We start from the raw sequence: 17428 nt of genomic DNA, 5'->3' as shown, positions 1-17428 counted from the left end.
ACGCCGCCGCCGTGATGGACCGTTTTAGCCCAGCAACCAGTCAATGGTTCCTGGGCGCTTTTAAGGCGCCCACCCCAGCACAATCTGGAGCTTGGGACGCCATCTCCTCCGGCAGCCACGCGCTAGTTGTTGCCCCCACAGGTTCGGGTAAAACTCTCGCCGCTTTTTTGTGGGCCTTGGACGGGCTTATTGGGCGGGCCCAAACTGCCGGGCAAACAGAGTTGCCGCTGATGGTTGACGCTGCCCCGCTCACACCAAGCGAACCCGCCGGATCTGGAACAGACGCTTCTGGAACAGGCGCCGAATCTCCCCCTGCTGCCAAGGCGTCCAAAGCTCCAAGAGCGCCAAAGCGCAAAACCAAGGTCCTCTACATTTCCCCGCTCAAGGCCCTGGGCGTTGACGTGGAACGCAACCTCCGTGCGCCGCTTATTGGGATCACGCAAACTGCCAAAATGCTGGGCCTCCCTGCCCCTGGCGTCACAGTTGGTGTGCGCTCTGGAGATAGCACCGCGGCCGAACGCCGCACCCTCTTGAGCAACCCGCCAGACATTCTGATCACCACACCCGAGTCGCTCTTTTTGATGCTGACCTCCAAAGCGCGTGAAACCTTGGCTGAGGTGGACACCGTCATCATTGATGAGGTTCACGCCGTGGCCGGGACTAAACGCGGGGCTCACCTTGCCGTTTCACTTGAACGCCTGGACGCTTTGTTGGACAAACCTGTCCAGCGGATCGGCCTCTCAGCAACGGTTGAGCCACACGAGCTTGTGGCACAATTTTTGGCCGGCTCAGCACCGGTAAAAATTGTTGCGCCACCGGCTTCGAAGACCTGGGACCTGGCCGTCAGCGTACCTGTGGAGGACATGTCAGATCTCCCCGCCGCTGCCGCAGCACACGATCTTGGACCAGCCTCCGGACTCCAACCACAAGCATCCATTTGGCCGCATGTGGAAGAGAAAATCGTTGACCTAGTCCTGAAAAATCAGTCCACCATTGTGTTCGCCAACTCACGCCGCCTGGCCGAGCGGCTCACAGCCCGGCTCAACGAAATCTACGCCGCACGGCAATTGATGGAAGCTGAAGGCGGCTGGGATATTGATGTAACTGCGCTGCCTGGTAAAGCTGCACCGGGTGTCGCGGCCACTAAAACTGCACCGCCCGCGCAAGTGATGGCTCAAGCTGGCGCCACCACCGGTGCCGACCCTATCTTGGCGCGAGCTCACCACGGCTCAGTCTCCAAAGACCAGCGAGCCACCATTGAAGACGACCTCAAATCCGGGCGGCTCCGTTGCGTTGTAGCAACTTCCTCGCTTGAACTCGGCATCGACATGGGCGCCGTGGACCTGGTCATCCAGGTCGAATCTCCGCCCTCGGTGGCCAGCGGACTTCAACGTGTGGGGCGCGCCGGCCACCAAGTCGGCGAAATCAGCCAAGGCGTCCTCTTCCCCAAACACCGCGCTGACCTCCTGCACACCACCGTCACGGTGGAACGTATGCTCAGCGGCAAAATTGAACGCCTCTCCATCCCGCAAAACCCGCTGGACATTTTGGCCCAACAAACCGTGGCGGCCACAGCGTTGGGTTCCATAGATGTGGACCACTGGTTCGACGTCGTCCGCCGCAGCGCGCCCTTCGCCGGGCTCCCACGCTCCGCCTTCAACGCAACCCTTGACCTACTCGCCGGGCGGTACCCCTCGGACGAGTTCGCCGAGCTGCGTCCCCGGATTGTGTGGGACCGCAACGCCGGAACCATCGAAGGCCGGCCCGGCGCCCAGCGTTTGGCCGTTGTCTCCGGCGGAACCATCCCAGACCGCGGGCTATTTGGTGTGTATTTGGTGGGCGATCAGGACCCCAAATCCAGCAAACGTGTGGGCGAGCTGGACGAGGAAATGGTCTACGAATCCCGTGTGGGCGACGTGTTCGCACTCGGTGCCACCAGCTGGCGGATCGAGGACATCACCCACGACCGCGTCCTGGTCTCCCCCGCCTACGGCCAGCCCGGGAAACTACCGTTCTGGAAGGGCGATTCCCTAGGCCGGCCCGTGGAGTTGGGCCGCGCCTTGGGTGCCTTCATCCGGGAACTTTCAACGTCCGACGTCGAAACCGCCACTGCGCGTTGCAGCGCCGCCGGGCTGGATGACTTCGCCGCCGGGAACCTCATCAGCTACCTCACCGAGCAGCGCCAATCCACCGAAGTTGTCCCCAACGACCGCACCCTCGTGGTGGAAAGATTCCACGACGAACTCGGCGATTGGCGAGTAATCCTCCACAGCCCGTTCGGCATGCCCGTGCACGCACCATGGGCCCTCGCGGTGGGCCGTCGATTACACGAACGCTACGGCCTGGACGGTTCAGCGATGGCCGCAGACGACGGCATTGTGTTGCGCGTTCCCATGATGGACGACGAACCACCCGGCGCCGAACTATTCATCTTTGAACCGGACGAGCTCGAAGCAATCGTCACCACCGAGGTGGGCGGAAGTGCGCTCTTTGCCGCCCGTTTCCGGGAATGCGCAGCCCGCGCCCTGCTGCTACCGCGTCAAACCCCCGGCAAACGCCAACCCCTCTGGCAACAACGCCAACGCGCCGCCGCACTACTAGACGTCGCCAAAAAGTACCCTACCTTCCCGATCGTCCTCGAAACCGTCCGGGAATGCCTGCAGGATGTTTACGACCTGCCAGCGCTCAAAGACATCGCGGCGCAGATTGAACGGCGCGAACTACGGATGGTCCACACCACCACCGCGCAGCCCTCGCCCTTCGCCAAGTCACTCCTCTTTGGCTACGTGGCCCAATTCCTCTATGAAGGCGACTCACCGCTGGCCGAACGCCGGGCCGCTGCGCTTTCTTTGGATCCGACTCTGCTCAACGAACTATTGGGCCGGGCCGAACTACGCGAACTCCTCGACGCTGCAGTTATTGAGACCACCGAGAAGGAACTCCAACGCCTAGCCCCGGACCGCAAAGCCCGCGGTGTAGAAGGAGTTGCGGACCTGCTCCGACTCTTGGGGCCACTAAGCGTTGCGGAGATCGCCGCACGGCTGGAACTGGAACCTGCCACACAAAAGGCGCCCACGGCTGAAGCGAGTGAAACAGCGGTCAGTGAGGCACTCGGTATTGCCGCCGTCGAACACGTCAATGCGCTGCTCAAGGCAAAGCGCGCCTTGAGCGTGAGTATCGCTGGGAGTGAGCGGTTCGCCGCCGTGGAGGATGCCGCGCGGTTGCGCGACGCCCTGGGTGTGCCGTTGCCGATGGGTATTCCGAACGCGTTTATTGAGCCAGTTGCCGATCCGCTAGGCGATCTGGTTTCCCGGTATGCGCGCACCCACGCCCCGTTCACCACCGCAGAGGTCGCCGCACGTTTGGGGCTAGGCAGCGCCGTGGTGCAGGGGGCTTTGCGCCAACTCGCTGGCGCGGGCCGTGTGGTGGAGGGCGAGTTCCGTCCACACCGTGTTGCCGAAGCTGACTCTGCTCCCGGCGGTTCCTTGAACAGCGGGGCTGTTACCAGTGCTGCGCCCACCGAGTGGTGCGACTCGGAAGTCTTGCGGCGATTACGACGGCGCTCCCTCGCCGTGCTGCGCGCAGAAGTCGAGCCTGTGGACACCGCTGCTTATGGCCGCTTTTTACCCATTTGGCAACACGCCGCCGCCTACGGAAAACGCAGTTCCTTGCGCGGCCTGGACGGAATTCTTACGGCAGTGGACCAACTCGCCGGGGTGCCCATTCCGGCGTCGGCCTGGGAACCGCTCATTCTGGCCAACCGCGTGCAGGACTACGCCCCAGCCATGCTGGACGAGCTCATGGCCGCCGGCGAAATCCAATGGTCCGGCGCCGGAGCCTTGCCCGGAAACGATGGTTGGATCCGGCTACACCTCGCCGAATCCAACCAACTCACACTCAACCCAGACCCCGAATACGTGCCCGGAAGCGCCGCCGAACGCGTCCTGGAACACCTCCAAGCAGGCGGCGGAGCCTACTTCTTCCGGCAACTCAAAGACATTGCCGGGGGTATGGACGCTGTCCTCAGTGACTCAGAAATTGTGGCGGCACTCTGGGATCTGGTCTGGGCCGGGCGGATCACTGGAGACACTTTTGCGCCAGTGCGTGCACTGCTGGACGGCGGCAAAACGGCTCACAAAATTACTTCCCGGCCGGCCCGGGCTCGGTCATTGCGGGCTGGAAGGTTGGGTGTTTCTGGCTCCTCTGGTGCTTCCTACGGCGGGGCTGCTTCCTACGGAGGGGCCCCTACCTATGGCGGGGGTCCCACGTATGGCGGGGCTCCCACGTACGGCGGGGCTCCCACGTATGGCGGGGCGGGGCGTCTGGGCTCTGGACTGCGCGGTGCCGGGCTCGCCGGGTCCGGTTACAGCGCAGAATCCAACACACCACCCTTGGCCGCGGGGCGCTGGTCAGCGCTGCCCATCCCCGCCCTTGACCCCACCATCCACGCCCACGCCACAGCCGAACTGATGTTGGACCGCTACGGGGTAGTCACACGCGGTTCGGTGATGGCCGAGCAGATTCCCGGCGGATTCGGGCTCATGTACAAAGTTCTGGCGCGGCTCGAGGAAGCTGGACGCTGCCGGCGCGGATACTTCATCGAACACCTCGGCGCAGCACAGTTCGCCGTCCCGGCCACGGTTGACCGGCTGCGTTCCTTCAGCGAAGACACCCAATTGCGTGCCCCCAACGATCCCGCACCACACGAGACCATCGCCCTCGCCGCCACTGACCCGGCGAACCCCTACGGCGCTGCACTCCCCTGGCCCGCCCCCGTGGCCGACGCCGGATCCGGTCACCGCCCAGGCCGCAAAGCCGGGGCACTAGTAGTGATGGTTGACGGGGCGTTAGTTCTCTACGTTGAGCGTGGCGGCAAAACGCTTCTGGCTTTCTCCGACGCCGATGAAGTTCTAGTGCCCGCCGCGGAAACACTAGTTGATGTAGTCAAGCGCGGCGCCGTGGACAAACTCGCCATGGAAAAGGTCAACGGCCACGATCTTCTAGACACCCCACTCGCCGCCGCCCTCGCCGCCGCCGGTGCGTACTCAACACCACGCGGATTGCGGATCCGTGCCTGAGGGCGATTCCGTCTGGCGGGCGGCCCGGGAACTTCACTCCGCGTTGGCAGGCCGCGTACTCGTCTCGAGCGACTTCCGCGTACCCCGGTTCGCCACCTTGAACCTAGCCGGCTGGACCGTGTTGGAAGCTCTCCCCCGAGGCAAACACCTTCTGATCCGGGTTCAGCCACCCGCTGGTGGGTCCCCGGGCGGACTCACGATTCATTCACACCTGAAAATGGAGGGCTCGTGGCAGGTTTATCCAACCGGCGGTAAGTGGCGTAAACCCGGCCACACCGCAAGGTGTGTTCTACGCACCGCCGAAAGTGACGTCGTCGGATTTTCACTAGGCATACTCGAGGTCATTCCCACAGCTGCCGAAGAGAAAACCCTGGGCCATTTGGGGCCCGATCATCTGGGCCCGGAATGGGATTCTGACAAAGCCCTCCGGCGAATGCTCGCGTGGCCCAAGACTCCCGTTGGCGTGGTGCTGCTCGACCAACGAGTGATGGCTGGTGTGGGGAACATTTACCGTTGCGAGGCGTGTTTTCTGGCCGGCATTCACCCGAGCACTCCGGTAGCTTCCGTGCCGGATCCGGCTGAGCTGATCGGATTCGCCCACGAATTGCTCCAAGCGAACAGGGGCAGCGGAATCCGGAACACTCTTGGTCCCAGAGCCGCAGCTCTTGGCGTTCGGCCCGGGTACTGGGTTTACGGGCGGCAACATCAACCTTGCCGGCGCTGCGGAACCCCGGTGCGTCGCGAGCTTCTGGGCACCCGTGACGTGCTGGGCACCGACGGCTTGACGAGCGGCGGGGTCGGCGAAGAGCGCAACATATTCTTCTGCCCCGCCTGCCAGCCCCCCCTCGCGCCGAAGTCGGTGCATAGCTCCGTTTGCCCCGGAAATTAACGGGGAGAACGCGCCGATGCACCGACCTCGGCGAATGTTAAGGGGGCTACTTCGGGGAGAGTGCCATGGCTTTGGGGTCATGCACCATAAACTTCGGCAACAACCAATGCACCAGTGGTCCAATGGCCAAGGCGTAGACCACAGTTCCAATGCCCACCGTGCCGCCGAGTAACCACCCGATCACCAAAACGAGGACCTCGATGCTGGTGCGTGCAACCCTTACAGACCAGCCGGATCGGCGGGCCAACCCCGTCATTAGGCCATCTCGCGGGCCGGGACCAAAACGTGCACCAATGTAGCAAGCAGTGGCCACTGCGTTGAGCACCACGGCGGCAACCATCACCGCGAGTTGGAGCACAAATCCGTTGACCTGCGGGATGATCGCGAGCCCAATATCGGCAAAAACCCCTACCAAAACGGCGTTGCACAAGGTTCCAAACCCGGGCTTTTGCCGCAGCGGAATCCACAAGAGCAGCACCACAAAACTCATCATCACCACCACCGTGCCAATGCTCAGGTGGATGCGGCTAGCCAACCCTTGGTGGAAAACGTCCCACGGATCCAGACCCACGGCGGCACGAATAAAAATCGCCAGGGAAATGCCGTAAAGGGCCAAGCCGGCGAATAGTTGAAGGAGTCTGCGGAACATCATGCATCTATTGTCCAAGCAAACTGGCCTTGTATTCCATAGCCACTTTGAGATACTGGCCTTATGCCTTCCGCCCTTGCAGCAAGTTCACTCAGCCGACTCCTTGGCATCTGGAACCACGGCGTCTCCCCCGCGTACCGTGAGCTCGCCCAGGTTATCCGGCTCCTGATCCTCGACGGCCGGCTCCCTCTGGGCACGGCCCTACCCAGTGAACGCTCGCTCGCAGAAACGCTGGGCCTGAGCCGAACCACCGTGACCGCCGCCTACGCAGAACTCCGCCGAGAAGAATTCATCGCCGGCCCACAAGGCGGCCGAGCCAGGACCTGTGTGCCCGGGACGCTGGGTTCCAGCTACTCCGCCACACGGCAAAATGCGCGGCCACCTACCGCCAAGTCTCACCGAGCAATGGGCGACGGCGGCACTTACCTAAGTGCCGCCGTCGGACTTTCCGGGGCCCCTGGCCTGGCTCCGCCCGAGGGAGTTATTGACCTGGCCTACGCGTCATTGCCCGCGAGCGGAGAAGTGGTTCACCGCGGGTTTGCGGCGGCCCTGACGGAATTGCCGGCGCTCTTACCTGGTTTTGGTTACGACGCTCTTGGGCTGCCGGCGCTGCGCCAAGCCGTGGCGGACTACTACGCGGCACAGTCCGTCCCCACCGATGCTTCGCAATTGATCATCACGTCCGGCGCGCAGCATGCTCTGAATGTGATCCTGCGGACTTTCGCGGGCCGCGGGGCCAAAGTCCTGGTGGACCACCCCAGCTACCCGAACGCTCTGGATGCCATCAACGCAGCTGGCTGCCGGGCCCTACCCGTTCCCTTGGCGAAGGACCCGAATCAGGGTTGGGACGTGCCCGCCTTGGAGGAAGCGCTGGCCCAGCACAAGCCCGCTTTGGCGTATCTCGTCCCTGATTTTCACAACCCGACTGGACGGTTGATGACGGATTCTCAGCGCAGACGGGTGGTGCGCGCTGCCGCTGCCTCGGGGACCGTTTTGGTGATTGACGAGACCTTACGCGAAGTGAATCTGGACGGCGTCAGCGCTGCCCCGATGTCCAGTTTTGGTACCGAGGTGTTGTCCATCGGATCGCTCAGCAAGTCCCATTGGGCGGGCCTCCGGGTCGGCTGGATCCGGGCCTCCAGTGCCACTATTCAACGCTTGGCCGCCGCCCGGACCCCCATGGACTTGGGCGGGCCGGTAGTGGATCAACTTGCGGCAACCCACTTGGTCCGCGAACTCCGCGAGCCGCTTCCGGCAAGGCTCAACCAGCTGCGCAGGAACCGTGATTCGTTGATGGAATTACTCGCAGAACACCTGCCCACGTGGCGTCCCGAACGGCCCGGCGGCGGGCTCACAGTGTGGTGCGCGCTGCCCGGGGAACTCAGCACCGCACTGACGGTGCTTGGGCCCGAATACGGAATTCGTTTAGCCGCCGGACCCCGATTTGGCATTGGCGGCGCCTTTGAAAGACACTTGCGCTTGCCATTTACCCTGCCAGCAGAGCAGCTTCGCGAAGCCGTGCTGGCCCTCAAAGAAATGCAGGCCCGACTCGAGACCGCACCAAAACTACGAGCCTCTCTGAGCAAGTCGTCAACCCAGGACATCACCGAGCGCCCCGCCGCAATCGCCTAGCCCAGTCCGCCCTCCCCGCGACTTCCCCTTCCCCATCCCCATCCCGCGAGGTCGGTGCTTAGCGTCGTTCTCCTAGGAAATTGCCTAGGCGAACGGCACGGTGCACCGACCTCGGCGTGAGGTGAGGGTGGACGCGTGAGGTGAGGGTGGACGCGTGAGGTGAGGGTGGACGCGTGAGGGAGCCCGGGACGCGAGCTACTCGCCGTAGACGCTCGCGAAGAACGCGCTCCAGGCGACCGCCGTTTCCTCAGAGCGGGCAGCCGGATCCGACGGCGCGCTGAAGTCGTGCACTGTCATCCCCACCACTGCGCCAAAATTGTTGCGGCCAAAGAATCGCAGCAGCGCATCCTGAGTTCGGATTCCCACGAAGTTTTCATTCACAAAGTCCACGTCGCCGCGAAGCTGCCCAACGCCGTCGAGCATGACATCGACCTTGTCCCCAACAGCGGAACCGGCGATACCCAATGCGCCCTTGAACTGGTCAAACGCTTCGGGCGTGGCTGAGGTAGCTGGCCCCTGAATGTCGGTGAACACCACAGGCTTGCCATCGAAGTGCTCCAAATATTGGCCCAAGGTGTGCAGATAGAACGCGGTGTGCTTTGAAGCGCCGTCGTATTGCTGGTCCCAATTGTCGGCAAAAATTCCGCTGTGCACGTAGTGAATAGAAGCCCTCCCATCCGGCAACGGCTCAATAACGTGCTCCAGCTGATTGAACCAACCATCAGGTCCGTCCATGCGGGAAATCAGGTGGCTCGGCCGCTCGTTGACAGGGAACTCGGCTGGCCACTGATCGGTGGGGAACATCCACGCAGGCGTGCCAGTGGTGATGGCCTCCCACACACGATCGGGGGTGGCTGGCACCTGAATATCGGCAACAATTTCAAACTCGCGGTTCTCGCTCACATTTGCTCCTTGGTGGTCTTTGAGGTGGTTTCTACTTGGTGCCTTGTGGGCTTCAGGGTTGGGTGAAGCGCGACGACGAGACGGTGCGGACGCGCTATTGGGGTGCGTCCGCCGTCGTGATATTTGTCCACGAGCTTGGTGACGGTGACCCCTAGTTCTTCGGCGAACGCGGCCCGATCCTTGGCCGAGCTGAAGCTAAGGTCGGCATCGATCGCGAACGTTGCGAGGGGCTGTTTGGCGGCCGCGGCCCCCGTGATGAGTTTGCCTAATTCGGTCACCATCCTGGCGGCGAGTGCCAGCAACCAGAATGCCGAGAACTTGTCGCTAAAGCGGTGCGGATCTGGCGAAATTGCTGCGAGCGCGTCCGGTGAAATGACGTAGGACGCCGCCGAGGCTTGAACAATTCGCTCGGTGACATTTCCTTTGCGTCGCTCTTGGACAAGTTCCACGAGCCCCACTGATTCGAGTGCTTTGAGGTGGTAGTTGATTTTTTGGCGGGGTAGTTCCAAGGTGCCTGCGAGCATGGTGGCTGAGGCTGGTTGAACAAGCGCTTGAAGGATTCGCGTGCGGATGGCCCCGAGCGAGGCTTCAGCGACCGCTGGGTTGTCGATTACTTCGATGTCCTTCATAGAAAAAGTATGCCAACCGACAACTTTTCTTGTCAAGACCGTATTTCTCTCCGGCTCCCCCTCACCGAGGTCGGTGCATCGCGTCGAATGCCTAGTGAATTCCCTAGGAAAACAGAGCTAAGCACCGACCTCGGCGAAAGGTGGGGTGGGGTGGGGTGGGGTGGGGTGGGATGGGCGGATGGTGGGCGCGGGTACCCTTGAACGGTGATGAAATCCCCACTTCCCGTGCGCGACGGCGTGAATGCGACCCGCCTTCGTCTTCCGCATGAGGGCCCCTGGGAGACGGCGATGGATTACATGATGCATCGCTGGGGGCACATTGACCCGCAGGGAATCACGGACCGCTTTGATGCTGGGGAGATTGTTGGCGAGGGCGGCGTTCCTCTGGACAGGACCACCCCGCTCACCGCGCACACTTTCATTTGGTACTACCGCAGCTTGCCGCCTGAGGTCAGAATGCCGGTGGAGATCAATATTTTGCACCAGGATGAGCACCTCCTGGTGGTGGATAAGCCGCATTTCTTGCCCACAACTCCGGGCGGTACTTACATTCAGGAATCCGCGCTGGTGCGCTTGCGGAATCTGCTGAATCTGCCCGAGCTGATCCCTATGCACCGGCTGGATCGGATGACGGCGGGTGTGTTGCTGTTTTCCACAAACCCGGATACCCGCGGCAAGTACCAAGTGCTTTTTGAGAAGCGTCAGGTGCAAAAAGAGTACGAGTGTGTGGCCGCAATTAAACCTGCCGGCGGCCTGAACACCCCCGATTTTCCGGTGGTGGTCCGCAACCGGATGGTGAAGTCACGCACCTACCTGCTCGCCGAAGTGGTGGATGGGGAGCCAAATACCGAGACTCGCATCGAGCTGATGGACACGCACGACGACGGGACGCCACCGGCGCGGGGCCTCTACCGTTTGGAGCCACATACCGGGAAAACTCACCAACTGCGCGTGCATATGGCCTCGCTGGGTCTAGGAATTATGCATGACGCTTTCTATCCTGACTTGCTAGACAAAGCTCCGGACGACTACTCCAAACCGCTCCAGCTCCTGGCCCGCGGGATCAACTTTGTTGACCCGATCAGCAAGCAGCCGGTGGAGTACCGGAGCGAACTGCAGTTGAGCGAGTTTCCCCCTACAAAATAGTCCGTCCCACGCAGGCCGGTGCATCCCCGTCGTCGCGGACAAGGATTGACGAGTGCTCATCCCACCAGCCATGGTTAGTGGGTGAATCGTCCCACCAAGCAGAAAAACGTGATCCTCATTTGTGTCGACGAATGGCGTGGGGATTGCCTCGGCGCAGCCGGGCACCCGCACGTTCAGACGCCACACTTGGACCAGCTGGCCCGTGAAGGTGTGCGCTTTGACCGTGCCTACTCCGCTACGCCCACCTGTGTTCCGGCTAGGGTTGCCCTCTTCACCGGGCAGTCGCAGGAACGGCACGGCCGGGTTGGCTATCAGGAGGGTGTGGACTTCAACGCCGCCCACCCTGTGACCATTCAAGGCGAGTTCAAAAAGGCCGGATATCACACCCAGGCCATCGGCAAAATGCACGTATACCCGGAGCGGGCCCGGCTTGGTTTTGACGATGTTGTCCTGCATGACGGCTACCTGCACTATGCCCGCAAGAAGTTCAAACAACAGTTCGCGTTTTTTGATGATTACGTTCCGTGGTTGCGGCGTCAGCCCGGGGTGGCACCGGATGAGGAGTACTTCGGTAACGGCGTGAACTGCAATTCCGTGATGGCGCGCCCGTGGGACAAGGACGAGCGGCTGCATCCAACAAGCTGGGTGGGCACACAGGCTGTGGAGTGGATGTACCGGCGTGATCCCAGCAAACCGTTTTTCCTGTACTTGTCCTTCCACCGGCCCCACCCGCCGTACGATCCTCCAGCGTGGGCGTACAACCAGTACCTGAATCTCCCCGACTACAAAGCGGTGGGGGGTGATTGGGAAGATGACTGGGATGAGTTCCGCAAGGACGGCGACTACCAGGCGGCTTACGGGCACCTGCCCAACGAGGTGGTTCACCGTGCCCGGGCCGGCTACTACGGGCTGATGACGCAGATCGACCTGCAGATCAACCGGATCCGTGAATCTCTAGCGGACTTTGGCCTGGATGAGGACACCGTTATCGCATTTACCAGTGACCACGGCGAGCTGATGGGCGATCACCACATGTTCCGCAAAGCGCTCCCCTATGAAGGCTCCGCACGAATCCCCCTGGTCATCGCGGACTCAGCGGACGCCACTAGGAAAGCCGCCGCCAGCCGAGTGCAGCACACAGTAGTCAGTGACGTTGTGGAACTGCGCGACGTGATGCCTACGCTCCTTGACCTCGCCGGGGTGCCGGTTCCGGACACGTGCGACGGCGTATCCCTCGCCCCGCTGCTGCGGGGCGCCGCAAGTGATCCGGAGCGGCCGCCTGTGCGGGAATTCCTCCATGGCGAGCACGTCTATTTTGGCCAGAATATTCATTGGCTCACCGATGGGAAGGTGAAATACATTTGGGGCTCTGGCAAGGGAACTGAGCAGTTTTTTGACCTAGCGCAGGACCCTCAAGAGCAGCGAAATCTCGCCAAAGAACCCGAACACCAAACCACCGTGGCTGCGTGGCGGCAGCGGCTCATCACTGTCCTGGTAGGCCGCGAAGAGGGCTTTGTGCGCGACGGTCAGCTCATTCCGGGCGCCCCTGTGGTGAGCATGCTCAGTCACACACGAGAAAAAATCGCGGCAAGCCAATAGCCATCCTCAGGTACGGTAACTTGGCCACATGATCTTTGGCAGCCCCGAAGCATGGGGCACGGCAGTCTACTGGTGGAGTATTCCGCTGGTCCTCGGTGATGCCATTTTCCCGCCCATCCCCTCCGAAATGCTGGTGATCACCGGCGGTGCACTCGCGGCCGAAGGACGAATCAACCCGTGGCTACTGGGCGCCATCGCGGCGCTGTGTTCGTGGTTGGGCGATGTTCTAGTTTTTCAACTGTTCCGGCGCCAACTCAGTAGCGTCTTGGACCGTTGGGGCTGGGGCCGCAGAGTCCACCGCGGAATTCACCGGGCGCTCGAGCGGGCCGGCCGTTCTTCGGCGTACGGGGCCATCACCGGTGCCCGGTTCTTGCCCGGCGGAAGGCTCGCTTGTTCAGCTGCCGCTGGAATCGGTGACGTCACGGCACGGGGGTTCAGTTTTTGCGCAGCAATTGGCGCCGTCCTCTGGGCCATCTGGCTGGTGGGTCTGGGTTATTTCACGGGCTCCGCCACTCGCCTACCCTTTTGGGCGAGCTCACTCATTGGCGTGGGGGTGGGCCTAGCCGTGGGTGCGGTGCTGGGCCTCATCATCACCAAACGGCGCGGCAACCGCTCCCCGGTGGTAGAGCCCGGCACTGAAGACTAAACCACCAGCCACTTACCCCGCGCCCGGCGGCTCACCGTTTGACGCCCCGTCACTGCAACACGGTCGACGGCGTCCCGCACCGAAGCCGCCGATTCTCGCGCAAGGCGATTCTCGGCGTCGTACTCGGTTGGCTCCACCAGAAAACGCAAGGTCAGTTGCGGAACCCCACGCACAATGTCCAGCTGATTCGCCTCAACATGGTGGCAGGATTCGAGCGCCTCAACCGCAGTGGCCATCACCGATTCCGGAGCGTTGCCCGGGCGCAGGCCATCAATAGTCAGTGTGGTGCGGAAGGAAGGCATCCCCCAAGCCTAACCAAGCGAACGCGCAAACTACCCGGTGTTGCGCAGACCGGCTGCCACACCGTTGATGGTCAAGAGCATGGCGCGCTGAAGCGTTACGTCAATCTCGCGTTCGCTAGCACCAGCGGCAACCTTGTCAGAGCCTTCGCGCACGCGGCGCAAGAGTTCCACTTGCAGGTAGCTGATCGGGTCAAGGTACTGGTCACGGATTTCGAGTGAGCGCTTGAGGGTGGGCTGCGCGTCCAGCAAAGTGCTTTCACCGGTCAAGTGCTGAACCTCGGCCACCGTGAGCTCGTATTCGGCACGGATCACGTCAAAAAGATGGTGCAGCTCGGCCGGAACCAGTGAAGCAACATAGTGCCCCGCAATGTCCATGTCCGTTTTGGCGAGGGTCATTTCAACGTTGGAGAGCACCGAACTGAAGAAGTTCCAGCGTTCCAACATCTCACTCATTTGCGCTTCATTGCCGGCCTCGCGGGCAGCCTTGAGCCCGGAACCAACGCCGAACCAGCCTGGAACAATCTGGCGAGACTGCGTCCAACCGAAGACCCACGGGATGGCACGGAGCCCACCCAAACCGGCGCCAGAATCGGGACGCTTAGACGGGCGCGAACCAATGTTAAGGTCACCTAGCTGTTCCACCGGGGTGGATGCCAGGAAGTAGGCGGGCAGATCGGGATCATCAATCAAGGTGCGGTACTGGGCAAAGGCTGCGTCAGAGATCACTTCCATCACGTGCCCGTAACGTTCGCGTTCCTCCTCGGAGGTGCGTGGGGTGCGGTGCAGGGCGGAACCTTGCATCACGGCAGCCAAGGAAAGCTCTAGGTTCTCGCGTGCCAGTTCAGGCAAGGAGTACTTGTCAGAGATGACCTCGCCCTGTTCGGTGAACTTGATCTCGCCTTCAAGTACTCCGTTGGGCTGAGCCAGGATGGCGTCATAAGTGGGTCCGCCACCACGGCCCACGGAGCCACCGCGGCCGTGGAACATACGGACCCGCACACCATGTTTGGCAGCCACGTCCCGGAGTTTGCGCTGGGTTTTGTGGATTTCCCACTGGCTGGTCATCACACCGGATTCTTTGTTGGAATCCGAGTAGCCCAGCATAATTTCTTGCACGTTCCCACGCAGCCGGACTAGTTCGCGGTAGGCCGGCTCGGAGAGCAACTGGTCCACAATTTCGGCCGATGCGCGCAGCTCGTCAACAGTTTCCAGCAGCGGCGCAAAACCGATCTTCGCGTACGGCGTCTCGCCGTGAAGCTCCACCAGCCCTGCTTCGCGTGCCAACACGGCTGGCGCCAGCACGTCGTCGGCGCCGCGAGTCATCGAGACAATATAGGTTTCGATCACGTCCGGACCGTAGGTGCGCAGTGACTGCCGGATCACACGGAAAACGTTGTAAGTGTTATCCGCAATACCGTCCAAACGGATGGGGTGCCCGGAGAGCGGACGGTGGGAGGACAATTCCCCGCTGAGTAGCTCGAGGCGTTCTTCGCGGGACAGTTCAGCGTATGGCTTGGGCAGGTCACCCAAGCGATCAAAGAGCTGGCCAACCGCGTCATGGTGGTGATCGGCATGCTCGCGGATGTCCAAAGTGGCCAGGTGCAGCCCAAAAGAAGCCAATGAGCGGCGGACGCGCGCCAAGGCACCGTCCGCAACCAACGACGCCGAGTGCTTGCGGAGTGAACGCTCCATCAGTTCCAGCTCGGAGACCATTTCCGCGGTGGAGGCAAAGTCGCGTCCGGGTTCGTGTGACTTCCCAGCCGCAACACGACGCCCCGTGTTGATGAGCTTGGCCTTGATGCAGGTCAGCTTCAAGCGGTAAGGCTCTTGTGCGTTGAGTTCAAGGACGCGTTTGTCCAGGCCCGGCAGATTGGCCAAGTCCACCCGAATGGACTCCAGCAGCTCTTCTTCGGCACCGGCTAGGGCCGTGGAGTTGGAGAGTGTAGAGATCAAGTCGTCCAGCAGCGAGATGCCGATCCGTACGGCGTTCTGGTTTTGGATCTGCAGAATTTCGCGTGTGACGTCGGCCGTGACGTTGGGGTTACCGTCACGGTCTCCACCAATCCAGGAACCGAAGCGAATCGGTGCGTTTTGGGCGGGCAGCGTTACACCGTGGGCGTCGAGGAGTTCGGTGAGTTCGGTGAGAACTTCCGGCATGGCGTCGGTAAGGATGTTGCCAAGGTAGTAGATCGCGTTACGGGCCTCGTCGATGGGTGTGGGCCGGACTTGTCGCAGCTCGTCGGTCTGCCACATCTGATCGATGATTTCGGCGAGTTCACGGTCTTGGCGGCGGCGAGCGGAGGTTCCTTCAACCGTGGGCTGTGCCAAAACATCAGAGAGTTTGCGGATTTTGTCCAGCACCGAGCGGCGTGAAGCTTCGGTGGGGTGCGCCGTAAAGATGGGGCGAACGTCGAGTTCGTTAACCACGTCCTGCAGGACTGTTGCACCAGCTTTTTCAATGATCTCGGCTACGGCTTGGGCCAGCCAGCCGTCTTTTTCTGCCCGGGTGCGCAGGCCGCGAACGCGGTGAACCTGTTCGGCTGCATTGGCCAAGTGGAAGTAGAACGCAAAAGCGCGGACCAGATCGGTAGCCTGCTCAAGCGGCAGGGAGGCGAGGAGTTCGCGGACTTGGGCGGCGACGTCGTGCGCGCTCCACGGCCCGGTAGCCGCGGCGCCACCCCGGCCAGCCTCCTTGGATTCTTTGGTTAGAAGGCGTACTTGTTCAACCAAAGCCAGCAACTCGGGGCCGTGCTGACGCACCAAGGATTCACCCAAGAGTGTGGAGACGCGGCGGACATCGGCACGCAATTCGGCGGCAAGATCCTCATCAACCTTGTTGAACGGCGTTGCGGGTGCGGACACGGGGGCAGCGGGAGACATGGAACCGACTTTCGTGGTTTTGGTCTGGGCTCGTACACTGCGCTGGATACTGTGAGCCAAGTTACGGATACTTCAGGGATACTACCGGGACGTGACCGGGGTCCCACAATTTGTCTCGGATGTTAACGCGCACGTTCGGTCACCGAGCTGGGCTGCGGGCATTTTTTGGGGCAGAGTCAGGTTGTAGAAGTATCGGCCACAGGATCGGTCCTAGGAGAAGACATGAATAACGCAGCACCCGCCAAAACAGACCCCCAGGTGGCACGGTGGGAACGCTTCCGCCACTCCCGCAACACAGCGCTTGCCACCGAATTCGGCTGGCTCACCCTCACCTCGTTTCAGTGGCTCCCGCCGCAACCAGGCACCCTCGAGATGGTCCCCGGATTGTGGTCAACCGACGGTACTGCGGCGACACTCACCGCGAGCGCTGCGGACGGATTGCGCTTTGTGGACACTGGCGAGGCCGTTGACGGCACGTACACCCAAGAGCTTCAGGACGAAGAATCGTTGAACTGGGTCCAGTACGGCGGCACCGACGGTTCTCAAGTTCAGGTGGAACTTGCTGTACGCGGCGGCAAGTTCGCCATCCGGACACGGGATAGCTCCTCGCCGGTTTTCACCGACTTCAACACTGTCCCCACCTATGCTTTTGACCCAACGTGGGCCATCACTGCCCGCTGGGAGCCCTATCCCGAACCACGCGAGATTCCCATTGGCACCGCCAACCCCTTGGTGGGTGGTGTTCACCGTTCAGTAGGCGAGGTGGTTTTTGAACTCCCCGGAACTGACGGCAAACCTCAGGAGTACCGCCTGCAAGCTGAAGAAGAAAAACTGGGCGCCCTGACCATCACCTTCCACGATGCCACGAACGGAGACACCACCGATGACTGGCGCAAAGTCTCCACGGCCAAGCCCCGCCCGAACGGCACCGTGGTGGTGGACTTCAACCGGGCCATCAACTACCCCAGCGCCTTCACCCCTTATGGCACGTGCCCTATGCCGGTGAAAAACAACAGCTTGGACGTGCGCGTAGAAGCTGGCGAGAAGGACCCCACAAAGGGGTGAACGTCACCGC

12 protein-coding genes are annotated in these 17428 nt (G+C 61.8%); 7 read left to right on the top strand and 5 right to left on the bottom strand.

Annotated elements, in window-relative coordinates; all coding sequences use genetic code 11:
- The first annotated feature begins 14 nt into the window (after window positions 1-14).
- Together ACQQCD_RS05900 and ACQQCD_RS05895 are read left to right on the top strand one after the other, a co-directional pair.
- Window positions 15-5078 carry an ATP-dependent helicase gene (locus ACQQCD_RS05900; RefSeq protein WP_430267549.1) on the top strand — a complete coding sequence of 1688 codons (5064 nt, stop codon included), beginning with the start codon at window positions 15-17 and terminating at the stop codon, window positions 5076-5078.
- A complete protein-coding gene (locus ACQQCD_RS05895) occupies window positions 5071-5967 on the top strand; it encodes a DNA-formamidopyrimidine glycosylase family protein (RefSeq protein WP_430267479.1) in 897 nt (298 codons plus the stop codon). Before ACQQCD_RS05900 ends, ACQQCD_RS05895 begins: the two co-directional genes overlap by 8 nt.
- 46 nt (window positions 5968-6013) lie before the next feature.
- Here the strand turns inward: ACQQCD_RS05895 and ACQQCD_RS05890 are convergent, their stop codons facing one another.
- Window positions 6014-6619: a YczE/YyaS/YitT family protein gene (locus ACQQCD_RS05890; RefSeq protein WP_430267478.1), complete on the bottom strand. Its 606-nt coding sequence runs from the start codon at window positions 6617-6619 to the stop codon at window positions 6014-6016.
- 60 nt (window positions 6620-6679) lie between these two features.
- Here ACQQCD_RS05890 and ACQQCD_RS05885 point away from each other — a divergent pair, with 60 nt between their 5' ends.
- Window positions 6680-8248, top strand: a complete 1569-nt coding sequence (locus tag ACQQCD_RS05885; RefSeq protein ID WP_430267477.1) for a PLP-dependent aminotransferase family protein — start codon at window positions 6680-6682, stop codon at window positions 8246-8248.
- 195 nt (window positions 8249-8443) lie between these two features.
- Here the strand turns inward: ACQQCD_RS05885 and ACQQCD_RS05880 are convergent, their stop codons facing one another.
- Both ACQQCD_RS05880 and ACQQCD_RS05875 read right to left on the bottom strand, forming a co-directional pair.
- Window positions 8444-9151, bottom strand: a complete 708-nt coding sequence (locus tag ACQQCD_RS05880) for an SRPBCC domain-containing protein (protein ID WP_430267476.1) — start codon at window positions 9149-9151, stop codon at window positions 8444-8446.
- Window positions 9148-9780 (bottom strand): ArsR/SmtB family transcription factor, encoded by a 633-nt coding sequence (locus tag ACQQCD_RS05875; protein WP_430267475.1) that lies wholly within the window; start codon window positions 9778-9780, stop codon window positions 9148-9150. Before ACQQCD_RS05875 ends, ACQQCD_RS05880 begins: the two co-directional genes overlap by 4 nt.
- A gap of 207 nt (window positions 9781-9987) precedes the next feature.
- On the opposite strand from ACQQCD_RS05875, the gene ACQQCD_RS05870 reads away from it, so the two are divergent.
- The 3 genes from ACQQCD_RS05870 (at window position 9988) to ACQQCD_RS05860 (ending at window position 13171) form a co-directional block, all read left to right on the top strand.
- Window positions 9988-10926, top strand: coding sequence for a pseudouridine synthase (locus ACQQCD_RS05870; RefSeq protein WP_430267474.1), 939 nt, complete (start codon window positions 9988-9990; stop codon window positions 10924-10926).
- Between the two features lie 81 nt (window positions 10927-11007).
- Window positions 11008-12525 carry an arylsulfatase gene (locus ACQQCD_RS05865; protein WP_430267473.1) on the top strand — a complete coding sequence of 506 codons (1518 nt, stop codon included), beginning with the start codon at window positions 11008-11010 and terminating at the stop codon, window positions 12523-12525.
- 28 nt (window positions 12526-12553) lie between these two features.
- Window positions 12554-13171 (top strand): DedA family protein, encoded by a 618-nt coding sequence (locus ACQQCD_RS05860; RefSeq protein ID WP_430267472.1) that lies wholly within the window; start codon window positions 12554-12556, stop codon window positions 13169-13171.
- On the opposite strand, the gene ACQQCD_RS05855 is transcribed toward ACQQCD_RS05860, so the two are convergent.
- Window positions 13168-13473 (bottom strand): hypothetical protein, encoded by a 306-nt coding sequence (locus ACQQCD_RS05855; protein ID WP_430267471.1) that lies wholly within the window; start codon window positions 13471-13473, stop codon window positions 13168-13170. The two genes, ACQQCD_RS05860 and ACQQCD_RS05855, sit on opposite strands and share 4 nt — an antisense overlap.
- Before the next feature lie 30 nt (window positions 13474-13503).
- On the bottom strand, window positions 13504-16353 hold the full coding sequence (gene ppc, locus ACQQCD_RS05850) for a phosphoenolpyruvate carboxylase (protein WP_430267470.1): 2850 nt from the start codon (window positions 16351-16353) through the stop codon (window positions 13504-13506).
- 222 nt (window positions 16354-16575) lie between these two features.
- On the opposite strand from ppc, the gene ACQQCD_RS05845 reads away from it, so the two are divergent.
- On the top strand, window positions 16576-17418 hold the full coding sequence (locus ACQQCD_RS05845; RefSeq protein ID WP_430267469.1) for a DUF1684 domain-containing protein: 843 nt from the start codon (window positions 16576-16578) through the stop codon (window positions 17416-17418).
- The last annotated feature ends 10 nt before the right edge of the window (window positions 17419-17428 follow it).

Origin of the sequence: Pseudarthrobacter sp. J1763, from assembly GCF_050490295.1 — a bacterium.
Classification (GTDB): domain Bacteria; phylum Actinomycetota; class Actinomycetes; order Actinomycetales; family Micrococcaceae; genus JBNPEO01.
Note: the sequence above shows the minus strand (reverse complement) of the source record. Positions and strands in the feature narration are given on the sequence as shown.